Below are 17,654 nucleotides of genomic sequence, written 5' to 3' on the forward strand. Positions count from 1 at the left end.
TCTTGCTCTCTGCGAGACAGAGTAACAGGTTAGGGCTAGAAAGCCCCGTCGCTGTCTTCGCGGGGATTGGTTACTTTCCGGTTCAAATCAAGAATTGCATCGGCGCGATTTCCGATGAGTTGTTGCGAACCCAACGAAAAACCCGCACCGTTGCGGGAGGAGGGTTGACACAAGGTAAGCACTTCCAAAACTAGCCCCCGAAGTGTAACGGAGAATTAACGATAGAATAAATTTTGGATAAAACGCGATCGCCGGCAAAAAATTACAAGCATTCGCGAGCCAAAAGAGTGTAGAGAGCCCCCCGATATCTGAATTGTGCGTTTTGGGTGGGGCGGATGCGGGGGAGATGTCCAGCCGGGGCAGAAAGGTCGAAGGTCAGTTGGTTGTAGGATAGCCACGAACCGTCCCACCACCCCACTTTACGACCAAAATCGTCCCATATTCGATCGCCGGGGTATTTTCCATCGAGTTTGCCTCCGACATCGAGATAAATCTGCTTCTGCCGACTGAAACCGAATCGCCAGTTACTATATCGAGTCCACAAATCATCAATAATTTTGAGGGTATCACAGGGGAAATTTTGTAAATTTTGTTGATCCAATGAAGTGGATCTTTTTTTGCCGATCGCCTCCAGCATGATCCGGATTGTCTCATCGTTTGCATCCTTCCACTGTCGCCCGTTCAATAAGGTTTTTAATCGGGCATGAAGACCGCCTTGAGCGATGATGTTTGACCCGCCATTCGACCCGGAAAACGCGCGATCGCCCGCCGCGACGACAAGACCGGCCGAACCCAGCAAGGCGTGACGACAAAAACTTCTGCGATTCATCGAAATCACCCTGTCGATAATTGTTATAAAAAGGTCATCCTAGCACGAAATCACAACATTCACCACAGGGACTCCAACGCCGGAGACATCACCTCGATCGCCTCCTCCAACCCCTCCTCTTGATAAACCGCCAAGTCGAACCAGAACGTCGTCCCCACCCCCAATTCGCTCACCAAATTCACCTGAGAATGGTGCTTCTCGATGATATTGCGGACGATCGACAAACCCAGCCCCGTCCCTTCCAAAGTGTGCACCCGATTTTCCACCCGGAAAAAGCGCGTAAAAACCGCCTCCTGATCCTCGGCGGCGATACCACTGCCGGTGTCCGAAACCTCCACCCGCACCGCCCGACCCGAAGCCGTCTGAACCGGCATCAAGTGGCGATCAAGGGGCCGCGGCGGCGGCGGCGACACGATCCAACCCCCCCGCTCGATTTCTTCAGCCTCGATAGTGTCGCCTTGCTCGAGAGTCTCTTCGCGATCCAACAAATAAGCCCGGATGATCACCCGCCCCCCCATCTCCGTGAACTTGAGGGAATTGCCCACCAAATTCGTCAGCACCTGCAACAATAAATCGAAGTGGCCCCGCACCGGCGGCAAATCCGGTTCCACCTCTTTGCTCAGTTCGATCCCCTTGTCCCGCGCATTCAGTTGGTACGTCCGCAACGTCTGCTCGATGGGGTGGGCGATGTCCACCGGTTCCATGTGGTACATGCGACACGACTCCAAACGAGATAAATCCAAAACATCGTTCACCAGCCGCGTCAGGCGATCAGTTTCGTGGTTGGCCGTCTCCAGAAACTCCTGCCGTTCCTCCTCCGTCAGATCGTCCCCGTAGTCGTGCAGGGTTTCGATAAACGACTTGATATTGAACAGCGGCGTCCGCAACTCGTGGGAGACGTTGCTGATAAATTGACTTTTCGCCTCGTTCAGTTCCACCTCCCGGGTGATATCCTGGATCGTCATGGCGATGCCCTTCAGACTGTCCCGGTAATTGTCCCCCGCCGCCTCCGTCTCGTCCCGGTTGTAAAACGTACACTCTTTGACATGGGGGCGTTCCGGCGAATTGCAACTGTCGTCGTGGTCGTAGGTGCAACTGCCACACAGGGGATCCATACCCGGCGCCTTGTGCAGCAGGACGGTGGTGAGGAGGATTCGGAGCGTGCGGTTGGTGGGTTCCGTCAGGGAGCAGCGAAATTCTCCCCCCTCCAGGTGTCCCGAAGCAATTTTTTGCAAGGGTTGGGAGAGTTCCTGCAACACCGGGTTGGGCAGGTAAGCCAAAACATTTTCGGCGATGACGTTTTTGCCTTCCCAGCCAAACAGCCGCCGCGCCGTCGGGTTGACCAAAATTAGATTCAGTTGGGCGTCGATTAGAACGGCACCGTCGGCAATGGTGGAAACCAGGGTTTCGAGTTTGGCTTTCTCCGCCGTCAGTTCTTCGATGTTCTGCTCGTCATAGCTCTCCAGGCGTTCGGCCATTTCGTTGAAACTCAGGATCAGTTCCCCCAGTTCCCCGCCGAAGGGCAGATCAACCCGCTGTTTGAAGTTCCCGGCCGCGATATTTTTTACCCCCAGCAGCAGTTCTTTGATCGGTTGGGTGATGGTGAGGGCGTTGAACACCGCCCCCAGGATGACCATCACCCAGATGGAGACGAAGACGGCTAAAGTGACGTCCCGGGTCAGGTTGGAGGAGACGACGACCGTGGGGTTGGGGTTGATGCCGATCGCCAAAATGCCCAAATAGTTGCCGTCGTGCAGCAGGGGGACGAACACGTCGGTCACTTCCCCGCCCGGGGTCAGGTGCTGCCGCACCATCGGCAGCACGGAGGAATTTCGTTCCTCCACGCTCGAGATAAAATTGTCGGGCAGTTGCATCCGCCGCCGCAGGGTCAGGGAATTCTGCACCGCCGAGTCCGAAAAGGGTAAGCCTAGGAAGATCTCGCCGTCCGGGTCGGCGTAGAGCATATAGCGGACGCTCGAAGTGCTGGTGTAGAACTGTCGGGAAAAGCGGGCTACCTCGTCGCGATCGTTTTTGGCGATCATCGGCGCCACGTTGGCCGCCAGGAGCAACCCCAAATCTCGGCCGTAGCGGGTATCGTTGAGACGGGCATCCTCCTGGATGGTGTTGACTGCCCAAAAGCTCAGGCCGCTCATCAGAAGGGACACCACCAAGGTCGCCCCGGCCATCAGCCGAGTTTGCAGGGTGAACTCAGACCACCAATTCCGAATGATTTCTCCGATTGTTTTGAGGATTGCCAGCATCTCCCGATGTCTTCAAGTTCTAGAGTTTAAAGGGGTGGGGACCCTCTGTCGAGATCTAGGGTAGACGATCGCGCCATCGATCGGCAGGATTCCCCACAACGAACGTTAAGTTTTGTCAAACATCGCCGCCCCCTCTATCTTATAAGCTCCGAATCCGGAAACCGATATCTCGACGACAGTACATCCCCTCGAAGTTGATGCAGTCCACGGCTCGGTAGGCATTGACGATCGCACTTTTCACATCTTCCCCCGCGGCGGTGACACCCAACACCCGCCCCCCGTCGGTCAACAACTGTCCGTTTTCCCGGCGAGTCCCGCCGTGGAAGACTACCGCCCCCGTCGCTTCCGCTGCCTCGATTCCGGTGATGACCTTCCCTTTTTCGTAAGATCCCGGATAGCCCCCGGACACCAACACCACGCAGACGGATACCCCCGGCTTCCATTGAATCGGCGGCATTTCGGCCAGACGGCGATCACAGCAAGCCAGCAACAGTTCCTCCAGCGGCGTCTCCAGCAGCGACAGGATCGGTTGGGTTTCTGGGTCCCCGAACCGGCAGTTGAATTCCAACACCTTGGGATCGCCCTCGGGGCTGATCATCAGTCCCGCGTAAATCACCCCCCGGTAGTCGATCCCCCGCTTTTGCAAAGTTGCCAGGGTGGGTTCGAGAATTTCCCCTTGAATCCGCCCCGCCAGTTCCGGGGTGACCACGGGGGTGGGGGCGTAGGCGCCCATGCCACCCGTGTTCTGGCCGCTGTCGGACTCCCCGATGGGTTTGTGATCCTGGGCCGGAATTAACGGTCGGATCGTCTGGCCGTCCGTGAGGGCCAGGATGGAAGCCTCCTGCCCCAGCAGGAACTCTTCCACCACGATGCGACAGTTGCCGGAACCGAAGTCCCCACGGGCGATCGCCTCGATCGCCTCGTGGGCCATTTCCCCCGTGGACGCCACCATCACTCCCTTGCCCGCCGCCAGTCCGTCGGCCTTCAGCACCACGGGGGTCTTTTGGATGTAATCTTTGGCCGCTTGGGGATCCTCGAACACCGCACCCCGCGCCGTCGGAACCCGGGCTTCCGCCATCAGCTCCTTGGCCCAGCCTTTGCTGGCCTCTAGTCGGGCCCCAGACCGCCCCGGCCCGAACACCTTGATATCGTGCGCTCTGAGGTCGTCGGCCAGCCCCAGGGCGAGGGGGACTTCCGGCCCGACGACCACCAGCGCGATCGCCTCATCCTTGGCAATTTGCCGAATTCCAGCGAAATCCTCGACCCCGACAGCCCGGTTCTCGCATTTGGATAAAGTGGCAGTCCCGCCGTTTCCCGGGGCGCAGATCACCCGCTCGATCGCTTCCGAGCGACTCAGACTCCAAGCCAGGGCGTGTTCCCGACCCCCATTTCCGACAACTAAGACGTTCACAGTTTTCTCTCCGCTCGTTGGTGGCCTTCCCCCGAGACGGACTCGGGGGCTTACCAATACGATACCTGCCCGTCGAACCCCCGATCACACCGATTTGGAGGGGTTTCGAGATTTTCTCGCCCCGCACCCATTATATCCGTCGATTATGTCCCTTAAATTAAATGATTAAAATATTTAATTTTAAAGCTCGGTTAAAATCTTTTTAATTTTAATTTACAGTCCGAATATTGAACCCCCCAGATGTCGATGGGGCGGTGCATACGGGCGTTTTTGGCTGCCCGCCCCCCGCCATTTCCGACGCCCGTTTGATTTTGCTTTTGTCACCGCCGTATGATTCAATGATCGAGAAACTCCCGAGAGTTCTGTCAACTGACCCCAATCATCGCACCGTACCATCGACCCTCGTCAAGCTAAATAATTAATCTGGATTTTCAATCGCACGGAACCACCTACAGCGTTCCTTTCCCCGCTTGTTTGTCTTTTTAAGTATCGACGATCTGGCTTGACCCAACTTTAGAAACGGGATGGATGACGGTGAAGTCTGTCATGTCGAATAAAAACTCCAAGGAATTGCAATGAAAACTGAAGCACAAATCGCCAAGGAACGGCAGGAATATGGAACCGACCCCCTCGCCGTTCGAGACACCTCCCACTACCAAGCTGAATACATTCAAGGTTTCGTTTCCAAGTGGGATCGGTTGATCAGTTGGGAAACTCGCGCCAAAAGCGAAGGTAACTTTTTTATCGACATCCTCAAACAGCACGGCGCCAAAAAAGTGCTCGATGTCGCCACCGGAACCGGGTTTCACTCCATCCGCCTCCTCAAAGCTGGCTTCGATGTCGTCAGCGCCGACGGCAGCCCGGAAATGCTGGCAAAAGCTTTTGAAAACGGCCGCCGCTACGACTTGATCTTACGCACCGTCCAGGCGGACTGGCGCTGGCTCAACCGCGACATCCACGGCAAATTTGACGCGGTGATCTGTCTGGGGAATTCCTTCACCCATTTGTTTTCGGAGCGCGATCGCCGCAAGGCTCTGGCGGAATTTTACGCCGCCCTGCGCCACGACGGACTCTTGATTCTAGATCAGCGCAACTACGACGCCATCCTCGATGTCGGATTTTCCTCCAAACACATCTACTACTACTGCGGCGACAACATCAAAGCTGAACCCGAATATGTCGATGAGGGGTTAGCCCGGTTCCGCTACGAATTCCCCGACCGCTCCGTCTACCACCTGAATATGTTCCCCCTGCGGAAAGATTACACCCGCACCCTGATGCACGAAGTCGGGTTTCAGCGCATTAAAACCTACGGCGATTTTCAGGAAACCTACCACCACGAAGAGCAAGACTTTTTCATCCACGTCGCCGAAAAGAGTTACAACAGCCCCCCCCTAGAACACATGGCCGAAACATATTCCCCTACCGTCAACACCGCCCGCGACTATTACAACAGCAACAGCGCCGACCGCTTCTATGCCACCATGTGGGGCGGGGAAGATATCCACGTCGGCATCTACGAGAGCGAAGACGAACCCGTATTTGACGCCAGCCGCCGCACCGTGCAACGCATCGCCTCCCACCTGAACCTCAACGAAAATCGCCACGTTCTCGACATCGGCGCCGGGTACGGCGGCGCCGCCCGCTATCTGGCGAAAAACTTCGGCTGTCGCGTCACCTGCTTGAATCTCAGCGAAGCCCAAAATCAGCGCAACCGCCAGTTCAACAAAGAACAGGGGTTGACATCGTTAATTGAAGTGCTCGACGGCAGTTTTGAAGATATCCCCCTCGAAGATAACAGCGCGGACGTGGTCTGGTCCCAGGATGCCATCCTGCACAGCGGCAACCGGATTCAGGTCTTTAAAGAGGTGCAGCGGGTTCTCAAACCGGGCGGGGAGTTTATCTTTACTGACCCGATGCAGAGCGATGACTGTCCGGAGGGAGTCCTCCAACCCGTTTTGGATCGGATTCATTTGAACTCCCTCGGTTCCGTCGGCTTTTATCGCAAAGCCGCCGAGTTGTCGGGGTTGAAGGAAGTGGAAGTTATTGACCTCTCCGAACAGTTGGTCAACCACTACCGCCGCATCCTTAAGAGTGTCAACGACAACTACGATAAAGCTGTGGAAGCCAGCGGTCAGGATTACATCGATCGCATGAAGGTGGGCCTGAATCACTGGATCGAAGCGGGAAGCAAGGGCTATTTGAGTTGGGGAATCTTGAAGTTCGCCTGCCCCCCTTGGAAGCGATAAAAATTGGGGTCCCGGGACAATTGATCATTGATATAGCAGTTGTCTATCTGTTGCGATACCGTTCGATCCCCCATGATCCCCTTTAACAAGGGGGACTTTGAATTTGCCAGCGTACCTTACTGACTTGAAAATTGCTGTAATTGTCAATTTTTCCCGACTCCCCCCGCTCGATCAAAAAAACCTACATCGCAATTGCAATGTAGGTTTTTTGAATTGTTATATTTGGGTTAAATGGAACAGTTTACAAGCCCATAGCGGCCAGGGTGTGGGGGCCGGCGATGCCGTCAACTCTCAGGCCGTAGTCAGCCTGGAAGGCTTTGACGGCGTATTTGGTGATTTTGCCGTAGTAACCGGTCGAGCGGGCGTGGAAGTAGCCGTATTTGGCCAGCTTATCCTGCAATTTGACGACTTTGTAGCCACTGTCACCTTTGGACAGGTAGCCGTGGCTCTTGCCGTAGCTCGCTTTTTTGTAGCCGTAATGGTGCTTTTTATGGCTCGTGTAGCAGCCATCATAGCAGCTCAGTCCCAGGGCCGCAGCCGTGGACGGACCGACGATGCCATCGACTTTCAAGCCGTAATGGTACTGGAAGTTTTTCACCGCTTTCTTGGTAATCGGGCCGTAGTAGCCGGTGGAGTTGGCGTAGAAAAAGCCTTTGTGAGCCAGGGCGTTCTGTACTTGTTTGACATCGTAGCCGGAATCGCCGTAGTACAGGGCCGCTTGGGCGGCGTCGGTGGCACCCAGGATGGAAAAACCGATCGCGGCAGCTATGACGGGCATTAAGCAACTGCCAGAAACTTTGCCCCAATTTACACCTCGGAACAGAACCAAACTTTCGTCGAGTTTGGGTTTCTGAGGAGACTCATACGCGGACACTAGGTGAGTATAAGCAAGTGTATCCATGAAATTCCCTTTGAACTGCTTGATGGAACGCTATCACTGGCTAATCCAACAAGATTTTGCCACTGACCTCTACGTTATAGCCGTCAAATTGTCATCCGTCCAGTCCGATTGATGGAAATTCCGGAATTTTTAGTAAAACTTAACCAAAAAATTAAAACACAAACAATCAATTATACTACTGATAGAATGGGCTTCGGATCATCCATACACATTTTTTTATGAATCTATCTTTGGGCATAGATTTTGGCACCTCCGGCGCCCGTTTCGCCGCAGTGGATGGGGAAGGTCGGGTCGTGGCTCGGGGAACCCGTCAATTCGATCGCTCCCTCCCCCCGGGAAAATGGCCGTCAATGTGGCGAAAAGCGCTGTTCGAGCTGCTGGCCGAAATCCCCGTCACCCTGCGATCGCCACTGCATTCCATCGCCCTCAACGGCACGTCCGGGACGGTGTTGCTCTGCGATCGCACCGGGACTCCCATCACCCCTCCTTTGGCTTATAATCACAGTTGCGACGTCCGCATCCTCGACCAATTGAAGGCGATCGCACCCCCCCGACATCCCGTCCTGAGCACCACTTCCAGCCTCGCCAAATTGCTGTGGTGGCAACAGACAATTACTCCCCCCCATTCTTCCCCCATCTACTTCCTCCACCAAGCCGATTGGTTGGGCTATTTGTTGCACAAAAAGTTAGGTATGAGTGACTACCACAACAGTTTAAAATTGGGATACGATGTCGTCAACCTGCACTATCCCAAATGGCTCCTGGAGGGGATTCGCCGACCATCGAAATTCGTCCCCCAACTGCCCGAAGTGGTGGCGCCGGGAACCCCCGTCGGGACGGTTTGCCCCTCGCTCCGAGAACAATTCGGATTTTCCCCCAACTGCACGGTAAAGGCGGGGACAACGGACAGCATCGCCGCCTTTTTGGCGTCGGGTGCCGTATCTGTTGGGGAAGCCGTCACCTCCCTCGGTTCCACCCTGGTCTTGAAATTGTTGAGTCAGACGCGGGTGGATGATGCCCGGTACGGGATCTACAGCCACCGTTTGGGGGACCTGTGGCTGACAGGGGGGGCATCCAATACCGGCGGGGCGGTGCTGCGACACTTTTTCGGCGATCGCAACCTGGAAACCCTCAGCCACCAGATCGACCCCGACACTGAATCCCCCCTCGACTATTATCCCCTACTCGAACCCGGCGATCGCTTCCCCGTCAACGACCCCAATTTGCCCCCCAAACTCGACCCCCGCCCCGAAAGCGACGTCGAATTCCTCCACGGCCTCCTGAGCGGCATCGCCCGCATCGAAGCCCGGGGCTATCAGCTTTTGCAGGAACTCGGCGCCACCCCCCCACAGCGGGTCTACACCGCCGGCGGCGGCGCAAAAAATCCCGTCTGGACGACCATCCGCGCCCGCCACCTGGGAGTCCCCGTCATCCTATCCCCCCACACCGAAGCCGCCTACGGCACCGCCCGTCTGGCGATGGGAGAACTGGGGAATTTTAAATTGTAGGGACGCCGTGCCTTGCGCCCCGATTGCCGATTGCCTGTTGCCTGTTGCCCACCCCCCAAAGCTTAAGGTGGGACAAAAATTGTTCCGAGAATGGCTCAGAGGACTTAATCTAAAGTTTACGAATCAAATTCTTTGCGGTGAAGCCCATCGCGAAACGTCTAAAAACAGCCTTTAAAGGCCGATTCCATGCCCGCCTTGGAGGCTGCGTCAAGGTAACATAACATAAAGTCGAATCGTTAATTATGGTCAAACCTAAGCGCATCGGGATTCTCACCAGCGGCGGAGACTGTGCCGGATTAAATGCGGTGATTCGGGCCGCCGTTTATCGGGCAGAGTCCACCTACGGCTGGGAAGTGGTGGGAATTCGGCAGGCCACCCACGGCTTGATGCTGCGTCCCCCGGAAGCGACGCCGCTGAATATCGAGAAAGTAGACCCCATCTTGACGGCGGGGGGGACGATTTTGGGAACCACCAACAAGGGCGACCCCTTCGCCTTTCCCATGCCGGACGGCACGGTGCGCGATCGCTCGGAGGAAATTATCGAGGGATACCATATCCTGGGGTTAGACGCCCTGATCGGCATCGGGGGGGACGGCAGTTTGGCAATCCTGCGCCGCCTCGCCGTCCAGGGCAAACTCAATTTGGTGGGCGTCCCCAAAACCATCGATAATGACGTGGGCAGCACCGACCTTTCCATCGGCTTCGATACCGCCGTCACCATCGCCACGGAGGCCCTCGATCGCCTCCACTTCACCGCCGCCAGCCACAGCCGGGTGATGATTTTGGAAGTGATGGGGCGGGATGCCGGACACATCGCCCTGAGTGCCGGCATCGCCGGGGGCGCCGACATCATCCTCATCCCCGAAATTCCCTACAGTCTGGAAAGCATCTGCGACAAACTCGACGAACGCCACCGCCAGGGGAAAAATTACTGTCTCGTCATCGTGGCCGAAGCTGTCCGCACGGAAAAGGGGGAACCGGTGATGATGACCAATATGTTGGGCCAGAGTCGGTTCGGTGGCATCGGACATTATCTGGCCGATCGCATCTGCGCGGCTAGTGGGGCGGAAACTCGGGTCACGGTGCTCGGCCACATCCAGCGCGGCGGCACCCCTTCCCCCATCGAACGCCTGATCGGGTCGGCCTTCGGGGTGGCGGCGGTGGATTTGATCGCCGACGGCAAGTTTGACCGGATGGTGACGTGGCGAAACCGACAGGTGGAAAGCGTCCCCATTGCGGAAGCGATCGCCCACTATAAAGGCGTCGATCCCAATGGTATTCTGGTCAAAACCGCCCGCAGTATGGGAATCTGTTTGGGAGACTAGAACGGCTTTGCCTCCGAACAGATGAACCGCCAAACGCTGCTACACAATCAACTGGCCCACTGGGACGCATCGATCCGCGATCGTCTCGGCGATCCCGAAGGGTATATTCGCCGGGGAATGGTTTATTTTAAACTCGCCCAAATTCCCGAGTCGATCCGGGATTTCGATCGCGCCGAAGCACTCGATCCTCGGGTCAAACCTTACCTGTGGCAGCGCGGTTTATCTTATTATTATGCCGGGGAATTTCAAGCCGGAGCCGATCAGTTTGAAATTGACCTGACGGTGAATTCCCGAGACCTAGAAGAAACCCTGTGGCGATATCTCTGCATCGCCCGACTGCGAGGGGTGGAAGAAGCGCGATCGACATTGCTTCCCGTCTCCGGCGATCCCCGACGGGTGATGCGACAGGTTTACACCCTTTTTCAGGGGAATTGTAAGCCGGACGAAGTGATTAACTCGGGAGCTTGGGAGGGGCGATCAGGCCGGTTTTACGCCCATCTCTATGTGGGATTGTACCACGAAGCGACTGGCGACGAACTGCGATCGCGCCACTTCATCACCCGGGCGGCAACCCAATATCAAGTCAATGATTATATGTGGGATCTCGCCGTCGTCCACTGCCAACTCCGAGGCTGGAATTGAAGAATTGGGGTGTGCTCGGTGGGGTGTGGGGTGTAGGGAAATTCCCATTCCACCTTTCCGACTCCCTTAAAATAACTGAGGACAAAAACATGGCTTTCTTGGGAAATATTATCTGGTTTATTTTTGGCGGATTTATCTCCGGTTTGGGTTACATTATCGGCGGTCTTACCATCTGTCTGACGATTATCGGCATTCCCTTCGGTATCCAAGCGATAAAATTGGGATTTGCGACGATGACTCCCTTCGGAAAGGAAAACGTCGTTTCCCCGGATTCCTCTAACCTGCTCACCATGATTTTTAATGTCATTTGGGTGATATTATTCGGCTGGGAAATTGCCGTTTCTCACCTCGTCCACGGCTTAATTTTAGCTATTACAATTATCGGGATTCCTTTCGCCAAGCAGCATTTTAAATTGATTCCGATCGCGCTCTTGCCCTTCGGACGAGAATTTCGCGACATCGAATAAATCGGGTCGGAAACATCGAAATCGGGGGAAATTGGAGATTTTCTCCGACGATGTTACAATCTGCGACCGGGCGACGGCGGCGATCGCAAAGTCCGGCTATTTTAAAATGCAGAAACGGCAAAACCGCCGATATCCATCAAAATACGTCTGTATAACTGCCCTGGAGCATCCTAGCTGTTGCCATAACATTCGGGGCAAAATCGATATTTATTCCTTTTTATACATAACCCCCCCCCAATACCTGATACCCCGGAGGGATGTAAAAGCGATGAAATTAAGACATCGTAGAAATAACATCCAATAATATCTTGAGGTTAACAATGGTTACGACCAAACAAACTAGCATTTACAAACGTGCCGTCGGTACTTTCAAAGATCGGAGTCGCATCGAAGACGCAATCCGCAAACTCAAAGATGCCAACTATGACATGAATCGAGTTTCCTTAATTGCTCGAAACATTGACGACGTTAAAGGCGCCGACGAAATCAGAGACCACAAAGAAGGAAACGAAGCGTCCGAAGGTGCCGGAATTGGCGCGGTGACGGGCACCGTTTTGGGTGGCATCGCGGGTTTGCTCGTCGGTTTGGGTACGTTGGCAATTCCGGGAATCGGACCCGCATTGGTCGCCGGAGAATTGGCGACTTTGGGGACGACTGCAGCCGGCGCCGGTATCGGCGCCGTGGGTGGCAGCATCGTCGGAGCGTTGACGGGAATGGGAATCCCCGAAGAGAAAGCCAAAGTTTACGAAAATCACGTCAAAGCCGGCGATTATTTGCTCATGGTCAGCGGCACCGGAGATCAATTAGATCAGGCTGAATCGATCATGCGCGACTGTGGAATCGACGAATTCGGTATCTACAACGCACCGGATCTCAACGGTGACACCAGCCGCCACCCACACTTGCATTAATGACCCTGACTCCCCCCTGATTAAGGGGGGTCGGGGGGGAGATCCTCCCCCCTGATTAAGGGGGGTCGGGGGGGAGATCCTCCCCCCTGATTAAGGGGGGTCGGGGGGGATCTGCAATTGTCGGGAAAATAACCGAATCTGATCTCAATTCTGCAAAAACTCGCGAATCCAAACTTTCACATCCCGAATTGTGCGACTATACCCTTCAATCTTACACTGTTTGACGGCGCGATCGCACCAATCGACGACCGGAAGATCGGGAAAAATAAAACTATTTTTTGATTCCACATATTCGCCATCCTGCAAAATATAAATTCTCAACCCTTGCCGGGAATAACGCCACAACTCCGGAACCCCGAGACGTTGGTAGTTATCCAACTGAGTGCGGGAGGTAATGTCAATTTCAATCGCCAAATCGGGGGGCGGATCGATCGCCAGATCGAGTTTATCTTTGCCGACAACTTGCCGATAATTCTGAATGTAGAAACAGGCATCGGGTTCCACGGCTTGCATCATCCGCTCATTTTTGAGTGTCGTCGATCCCATCGGTTCAAAGTCGATATTGAGGTCATATAAAATAATTCTGACTAATTCGCCGATAATTTCTTTGTTTTTTTCATGTTCGGGAAGGGGAACCATAATTTCTAACCATCCGTCGCCGTAGGAAATCCGGGAAGCGCGATTTTCTCCCAATTCTTCCAGGAGGAGTTCAAATTGTCGCCAACTGACGTTTTTGAACCGGATATTTTGACCGGGATTGAGAATGATTTGTTCTAAAGTAACCGGCATATGGCGTTCCTCTGAACTCAAAGTCCCCGTTAAAGTCAAAGCGAAGCATCCTCTGGCTCCCCCCTTTCTCCCCCCTTTCTCCCCCCTTTCTCCCCCCTTACAAAGGGGGGCTGGGGGGGATGGGGGCGGGGGGGGGATCGAAGGGGGATTTAGGGGGATTTTCTGTATCTAATCGGATCTAAAAATTCAATTATAGATCGTTCCGATATCGATCGCCAGATCTAGATTCGATACAATTGTAAATTGGATCACTTCGGGTATAATCGTAAAGATTGACTGAACCTCACGAAATGGGTGCAAAATCGAACGATGGCAGAAACCCGAAGCGATCGCCCCGTCATGCCGGCATTGATTGCCAGTCTCGCCGCCGCCGCCATTTGCGGATTGTGGGCGTTTTCTAAAACCTGGGGAAGCGAATATGTAATCCAAGATGACGCGCGATCGCACGTCGTTTGGATGCTGCGATTTATCGATCCAGAACTGTTTCCCAATGATATCATAATGGATTATTTCCAATCCGTCGCCCCGGCGGGATATAAGCTGGTTTACCAAATCCCGGCGATGGTGGGAATCGATCCGCTATTGACAAATAAAATACTTCCGACGATATTGGGGATGATCGCCGCCGGATTTTGTTTCGGAGTGTCTTATTTAATCTTTCCCATTCCTTGGGCTGCGTTCGCTTCCACCCTGTTTTTGACTCAGAATTTGTGGCTGAAAGATGATTTGATATCGGCGACACCGAGGGCGTTTTTTTATCCCCTCTTTTTGGGTTTCCTGTATTTCCTGCTGCGGCGTTCTGCGGTGGGAACTGCGATCGCGATCGCCCTGCTGGGTGCATTTTATCCCCAGGGGGTTTTGATTGCGATCGGAGTGTTGCTGCTGGATAGCTGGCGGCTGTTCCGAATTGACGAAAAACGGGGTTTGTTCTCGCGGCTGATTTTGGGTGTGATTGTGGGGGCGTCGGTTCTGATTCCCTACGCCGTCAAAACCTCCGAATTTGGCGCGATCATAACACTTTCAGAGGCGAGAAATCTGCCCGAATTTTATCCCGGAGGACGGGCAACCTTTTTTACGGACAAACCCTTCGATTTTTGGATCACGGGCGATCGCTCCGGTTTACTGCCCCAGGAGTGGTTTTTAAAAACATTCATCCCCCCCCAAGTGTTTCTCGGGCTGTCGCTGCCGCTATTGTTAAAATACCAGAATCGCTTCCCCCTCGTCAAATATATCAACGCCAATATTGCGGTTTTGGCGGAAATCTTGTTAACCTCCACCGGGCTATTTTTCCTCGCCCACCTCCTCCTCTTTCGCCTGCATCACCCCAGCCGCTACAGCCAGCACTGTTTGAGAATCGTCGCGGCGATCGCGGGTGGTATCGCCCTCGCCCTCATCCTCGATTTTATCATTCGTAAATTTAACCTAAAACAGGCGAAGCCGTATATAAAAGGTATCGCCGGAGTGGGGTTATTTCTGCTGCTATTCTATCCCGCACTAACCGCCAGTTTCCCCGGCACGAAATATGTGTTCGGGCGGGTTCCCTTCCTGTACGATTTTCTCGCCATTCAACCCGAAGATACTCTCATCGCTTCGACGAGTGAAAAAGCCAACAATATCCCGGCATTTTCCCGGCGATCGCTGTTGGTGGGTTCGGAATATGTGTTACCCTACCACGAGGACTATCGAAACGAATTGCAGGTGCGATCGCGGGATTTGATCCGAGCCCAATATAGCCCCGATTTAACAACCGTCCAAAACTTTATCCAAAAATACGAGATCGACTTTTGGCTGTTGAACTCAGACGCATTTGATTTGGACTACGTTGCCGACAACTCCCCCCTGGGACAACTCGACGCGGAAGCCACCGCAGAAATAACCGCCCGACTCGAAGCGGGGGAGACTCCCATTTTATCGGAATTGATTTACGATTGCAGCGTTTTGGAAGTCGAAGATAAAATTGTTTTGGATGCCGAATGTATTGTAAAATGGAAGAAGCGATAATCGCGTTAAAATAATTAGGAAAAGCACCGCAAAACTGCCCCATGCCACGCACGCCAAAACTCTCCTTCGATCGCGGCACCTTAATCCTCCATCCCCCGCCGAGGGGGCGGAGTTGGATCGACTATGCAGTTTGGGACGATCGCGTTGAAAAATTTCGCATCCCCGCCATTTACTATCCCTTTTTGCTGGAATCATTGCGACAGGACGGATCGGATTTTACCGACGAAGCCGACGGGTTTCAATCCTTAGAATTGATTTCCAGCTTTGAAATGCCGCCCTATTTGCACCAGGAAGAAGCCCTGAAAGCTTGGCGGGACGGGGGAAGCCGGGGCGTCGTCGTGTTGCCGACGGCCTCGGGAAAGACCTATCTGGCACAGTTGGCCATGCAGGCGATCGCTCGCAGCACCCTGGTCGTCGTGCCGACCCTCGACCTGATGCACCAGTGGTATGCCCACCTCGTCGCCGCCTTCCCAGATGCCGATATCGGGCTGTTGGGGGGCGGTTCGCGGGATAAAACGTCAATTTTGGTCGCCACCTACGACTCCGCCACCCTGCAGGCGGAAACCCTCGGAAATCGCTACGGATTGCTGGTGTTCGACGAGTGCCACCACCTCCCCACGGACTTCTACCGGGTCATCGCCGAATACGCGATCGCCCCTTACCGCCTGGGATTGACCGCCACCCCCGATCGCACCGACGGACGCCACGGCGACCTCGACAACCTGATCGGCCCCGTCGTCTACCGCCGCACCCCCGAACAGTTGGCGGGGGCCGCTTTGGCCGAACATGAAATCGTCGAAATCAAAGTCAAATTATCCCAAAAAGAGCGCGATCGCTACGAAGAAGCCATCAAAATTAGAAACAATTTTCTCAAACAAAATAACGTCCGCCTCTCCAGTTTGGAAGGCTGGAAACAATTCGTCATGCTAAGTGCGCGATCGCCCGCCGGCCGTCGGGCGATGTTGGCACACCGGGAAAGCAAAGAAATCGCCCTGTGCACGGACGGAAAATTGCGAATCCTCGCCGACCTCCTCGCCCAACACCATCCCGAACGCACCCTCATTTTCACAGCCGACAATACCACCGTCTACCGCATCTCAAAAGACTTCTTAATCCCCGCGATCACCCACCAAACCCCGGTCAAAGAACGCCACGAAATTTTAGATAAATTCCGCCAAGGAGACTACAGAACCTTAGTCGCCTCCCACGTTTTAAACGAAGGGGTAGACGTGCCCGACGCCAAAATCGCCATCATCCTCTCCGGAACCGGATCGCAGCGGGAATACATCCAACGTCTCGGCCGGGTATTACGGAAGGGAAGCCAAGCCGGAAAGCGGGCGATTTTATACGAAGTCATCACCGAAAATACCAGCGAAGAACGAACCTCCCAGCGACGTCGGGGCGAGAAACCCCCGCAACCCAAAAAACCCCAAAAATCCCCAAAAACAGACGATCAACAATTGGATATTTTGCCGCCGATCCCCATCTACGAAATCGGGCGATCGCATTCCCCCAAAGCCGCCGAATCCTCCGAAGAATGGGGGAGCGATCGCCCGGATTGATCGTCCATTCAAAATATTTCCAAAATGCTATAGCAATGTGAAATGATTCGTGAAAAATTGATCGGCTCAAAGCCCCCAGAATTGGGGGTTTGGGGGCTAGACAATTTTACAAATATTTCCAAAATGCTATAATTGAATTGACGGAAAACACAAATAACTTCTCCGTGTCCTCTGTGCCTCTGTGGTGAAAATTAATGACACAAACAAACAATCCGGCAAAATTTCTCCTCGGCTGTGCCGTTTAATCCTACAAAGACTGGGGGGGCGACTTTTACCCCCCCGGAAGCCGCCCGAACGAATTTCTTTCCCTCTACAGCCGCCGCTTCCCCACTGTCGAAGGCAACACCACATTTTACGCCGTCCCCGATCGCAAAACCGTCGATCGCTGGGCGAGTCAGACACCGGACAATTTTGAATTTTGCCCGAAATTGCCCCGAGAAATTACCCACGGCGGATCGCTGATTTCCGCCATCCCCACCGCCTCAAATTTTCGCGATCGCATGAACGGTTTGGGCAGCAATATCCCCATCCCAACCCTACCCTGGAACACCTTAGAACAACCCCCCGTTCAGTTGAGTTTGTGGTAGGGGAGGGAGTAGAGAGTCGGGAGTCGGGAGTCGGGAGTCGGGAGTCGGGTAAAAATTTCCGATTATATCAAATCCGGTTGAATGCTCGGAACAAAACGGCTCGGATATCCAAACCGCTTGGGAATCAATTCCCCGAGGGCGCAAGCCAGGGGCCCCTACCAGCCAAAATCATCGGTCGATGATTGGGGAGGTTTTAGGAGGGGATAACCGG

General features: G+C 54.3%; 14 protein-coding genes and 1 pseudogene. 10 read left to right on the top strand and 5 right to left on the bottom strand.

Annotated elements, in window-relative coordinates; genetic code table 11:
- A partial coding sequence (locus LKE08_RS18370) for a hypothetical protein (protein ID WP_324705704.1) occupies positions 1–194 on the top strand: 194 nt, incomplete at its 5' end.
- A gap of 68 nt (positions 195–262) precedes the next feature.
- Here LKE08_RS18370 and LKE08_RS18375 read toward each other — a convergent pair.
- From LKE08_RS18375 to purD, 3 genes are all read right to left on the bottom strand, one after another.
- Positions 263–829 carry a GUN4 domain-containing protein gene (locus LKE08_RS18375; RefSeq protein ID WP_324705705.1) on the bottom strand — a complete coding sequence of 189 codons (567 nt, stop codon included), beginning with the start codon at positions 827–829 and terminating at the stop codon, positions 263–265.
- A gap of 59 nt (positions 830–888) precedes the next feature.
- Positions 889–3,090: an ATP-binding protein gene (locus LKE08_RS18380; RefSeq protein WP_324705706.1), complete on the bottom strand. Its 2,202-nt coding sequence runs from the start codon at positions 3,088–3,090 to the stop codon at positions 889–891.
- Positions 3,091–3,229: 139 nt separating this feature from the next.
- Positions 3,230–4,501: a phosphoribosylamine--glycine ligase gene (gene purD / locus LKE08_RS18385; RefSeq protein ID WP_324705707.1), complete on the bottom strand. Its 1,272-nt coding sequence runs from the start codon at positions 4,499–4,501 to the stop codon at positions 3,230–3,232.
- 575 nt (positions 4,502–5,076) lie between these two features.
- On the opposite strand from purD, the gene LKE08_RS18390 reads away from it, so the two are divergent.
- Positions 5,077–6,750, top strand: coding sequence for a methyltransferase domain-containing protein (locus LKE08_RS18390; RefSeq protein WP_324705708.1), 1,674 nt, complete (start codon positions 5,077–5,079; stop codon positions 6,748–6,750).
- Positions 6,751–6,991: 241 nt separating this feature from the next.
- Here LKE08_RS18390 and LKE08_RS18395 read toward each other — a convergent pair whose 3' ends face one another.
- Entirely contained in the window at positions 6,992–7,528 is a 537-nt protein-coding gene (locus LKE08_RS18395) for a peptidoglycan-binding protein (protein WP_324705709.1), read from the bottom strand.
- Between the two features lie 341 nt (positions 7,529–7,869).
- On the opposite strand from LKE08_RS18395, the gene LKE08_RS18400 reads away from it, so the two are divergent.
- The 5 genes from LKE08_RS18400 (at position 7,870) to LKE08_RS18420 (ending at position 12,504) form a co-directional block, all read left to right on the top strand.
- Positions 7,870–9,159, top strand: a complete 1,290-nt coding sequence (locus LKE08_RS18400; RefSeq protein ID WP_324705710.1) for an FGGY-family carbohydrate kinase — start codon at positions 7,870–7,872, stop codon at positions 9,157–9,159.
- A gap of 242 nt (positions 9,160–9,401) precedes the next feature.
- Complete coding sequence (locus tag LKE08_RS18405; RefSeq protein ID WP_324705711.1) at positions 9,402–10,484, top strand: ATP-dependent 6-phosphofructokinase; 1,083 nt, start codon at positions 9,402–9,404, stop codon at positions 10,482–10,484.
- A 21-nt stretch (positions 10,485–10,505) separates the two neighbouring features.
- Entirely contained in the window at positions 10,506–11,126 is a 621-nt protein-coding gene (locus tag LKE08_RS18410; RefSeq protein WP_324705712.1) for a tetratricopeptide repeat protein, read from the top strand.
- Between the two features lie 89 nt (positions 11,127–11,215).
- On the top strand, positions 11,216–11,593 hold the full coding sequence (locus tag LKE08_RS18415; protein WP_324705713.1) for a YccF domain-containing protein: 378 nt from the start codon (positions 11,216–11,218) through the stop codon (positions 11,591–11,593).
- A 320-nt stretch (positions 11,594–11,913) separates the two neighbouring features.
- Positions 11,914–12,504 (top strand): signal transduction histidine kinase (STHK), LytS, encoded by a 591-nt coding sequence (locus LKE08_RS18420; RefSeq protein WP_324705714.1) that lies wholly within the window; start codon positions 11,914–11,916, stop codon positions 12,502–12,504.
- Positions 12,505–12,648: 144 nt separating this feature from the next.
- Here LKE08_RS18420 and LKE08_RS18425 read toward each other — a convergent pair whose 3' ends face one another.
- Positions 12,649–13,293: a Uma2 family endonuclease gene (locus tag LKE08_RS18425; protein WP_324705715.1), complete on the bottom strand. Its 645-nt coding sequence runs from the start codon at positions 13,291–13,293 to the stop codon at positions 12,649–12,651.
- A gap of 309 nt (positions 13,294–13,602) precedes the next feature.
- Between LKE08_RS18425 and LKE08_RS18430 the strand changes: the two genes are divergently transcribed.
- The 3 genes and pseudogenes from LKE08_RS18430 to LKE08_RS18440 form a co-directional block, all read left to right on the top strand.
- Positions 13,603–15,294, top strand: coding sequence for a hypothetical protein (locus LKE08_RS18430; RefSeq protein ID WP_324705716.1), 1,692 nt, complete (start codon positions 13,603–13,605; stop codon positions 15,292–15,294).
- Positions 15,295–15,335: 41 nt separating this feature from the next.
- Positions 15,336–16,856 (top strand): DEAD/DEAH box helicase family protein, encoded by a 1,521-nt coding sequence (locus tag LKE08_RS18435; protein WP_324705717.1) that lies wholly within the window; start codon positions 15,336–15,338, stop codon positions 16,854–16,856.
- A gap of 284 nt (positions 16,857–17,140) precedes the next feature.
- Positions 17,141–17,443 (top strand): annotated as a pseudogene (locus tag LKE08_RS18440) (DUF72 domain-containing protein); the annotation flags it as partial.
- Between the last annotated feature and the right edge of the window lie 211 nt (positions 17,444–17,654).

The organism is Lyngbya sp. CCY1209 (assembly GCF_035615495.1).
GTDB lineage: Bacteria > Cyanobacteriota > Cyanobacteriia > Cyanobacteriales > Microcoleaceae > Limnospira.

Bases quoted from the DNA above. Each gene is read 5' to 3' on its own strand.
- LKE08_RS18375 (WP_324705705.1), bottom strand. From the start codon at position 829: ATGAATCGCAGAAGTTTTTGTCGTCACGCCTTGCTGGGTTCGGCCGGT.
- LKE08_RS18415 (WP_324705713.1), top strand. From the start codon at position 11,216: ATGGCTTTCTTGGGAAATATTATCTGGTTTATTTTTGGCGGATTTATC.
- LKE08_RS18380 (WP_324705706.1), bottom strand. From the start codon at position 3,090: ATGCTGGCAATCCTCAAAACAATCGGAGAAATCATTCGGAATTGGTGG.
- LKE08_RS18410 (WP_324705712.1), top strand. From the start codon at position 10,506: ATGAACCGCCAAACGCTGCTACACAATCAACTGGCCCACTGGGACGCA.
- LKE08_RS18435 (WP_324705717.1), top strand. From the start codon at position 15,336: ATGCCACGCACGCCAAAACTCTCCTTCGATCGCGGCACCTTAATCCTC.
- LKE08_RS18400 (WP_324705710.1), top strand. From the start codon at position 7,870: ATGAATCTATCTTTGGGCATAGATTTTGGCACCTCCGGCGCCCGTTTC.
- LKE08_RS18390 (WP_324705708.1), top strand. From the start codon at position 5,077: ATGAAAACTGAAGCACAAATCGCCAAGGAACGGCAGGAATATGGAACC.
- LKE08_RS18395 (WP_324705709.1), bottom strand. From the start codon at position 7,528: ATGCCCGTCATAGCTGCCGCGATCGGTTTTTCCATCCTGGGTGCCACC.
- LKE08_RS18420 (WP_324705714.1), top strand. From the start codon at position 11,914: ATGGTTACGACCAAACAAACTAGCATTTACAAACGTGCCGTCGGTACT.
- LKE08_RS18430 (WP_324705716.1), top strand. From the start codon at position 13,603: ATGGCAGAAACCCGAAGCGATCGCCCCGTCATGCCGGCATTGATTGCC.
- LKE08_RS18405 (WP_324705711.1), top strand. From the start codon at position 9,402: ATGGTCAAACCTAAGCGCATCGGGATTCTCACCAGCGGCGGAGACTGT.
- LKE08_RS18425 (WP_324705715.1), bottom strand. From the start codon at position 13,293: ATGCCGGTTACTTTAGAACAAATCATTCTCAATCCCGGTCAAAATATC.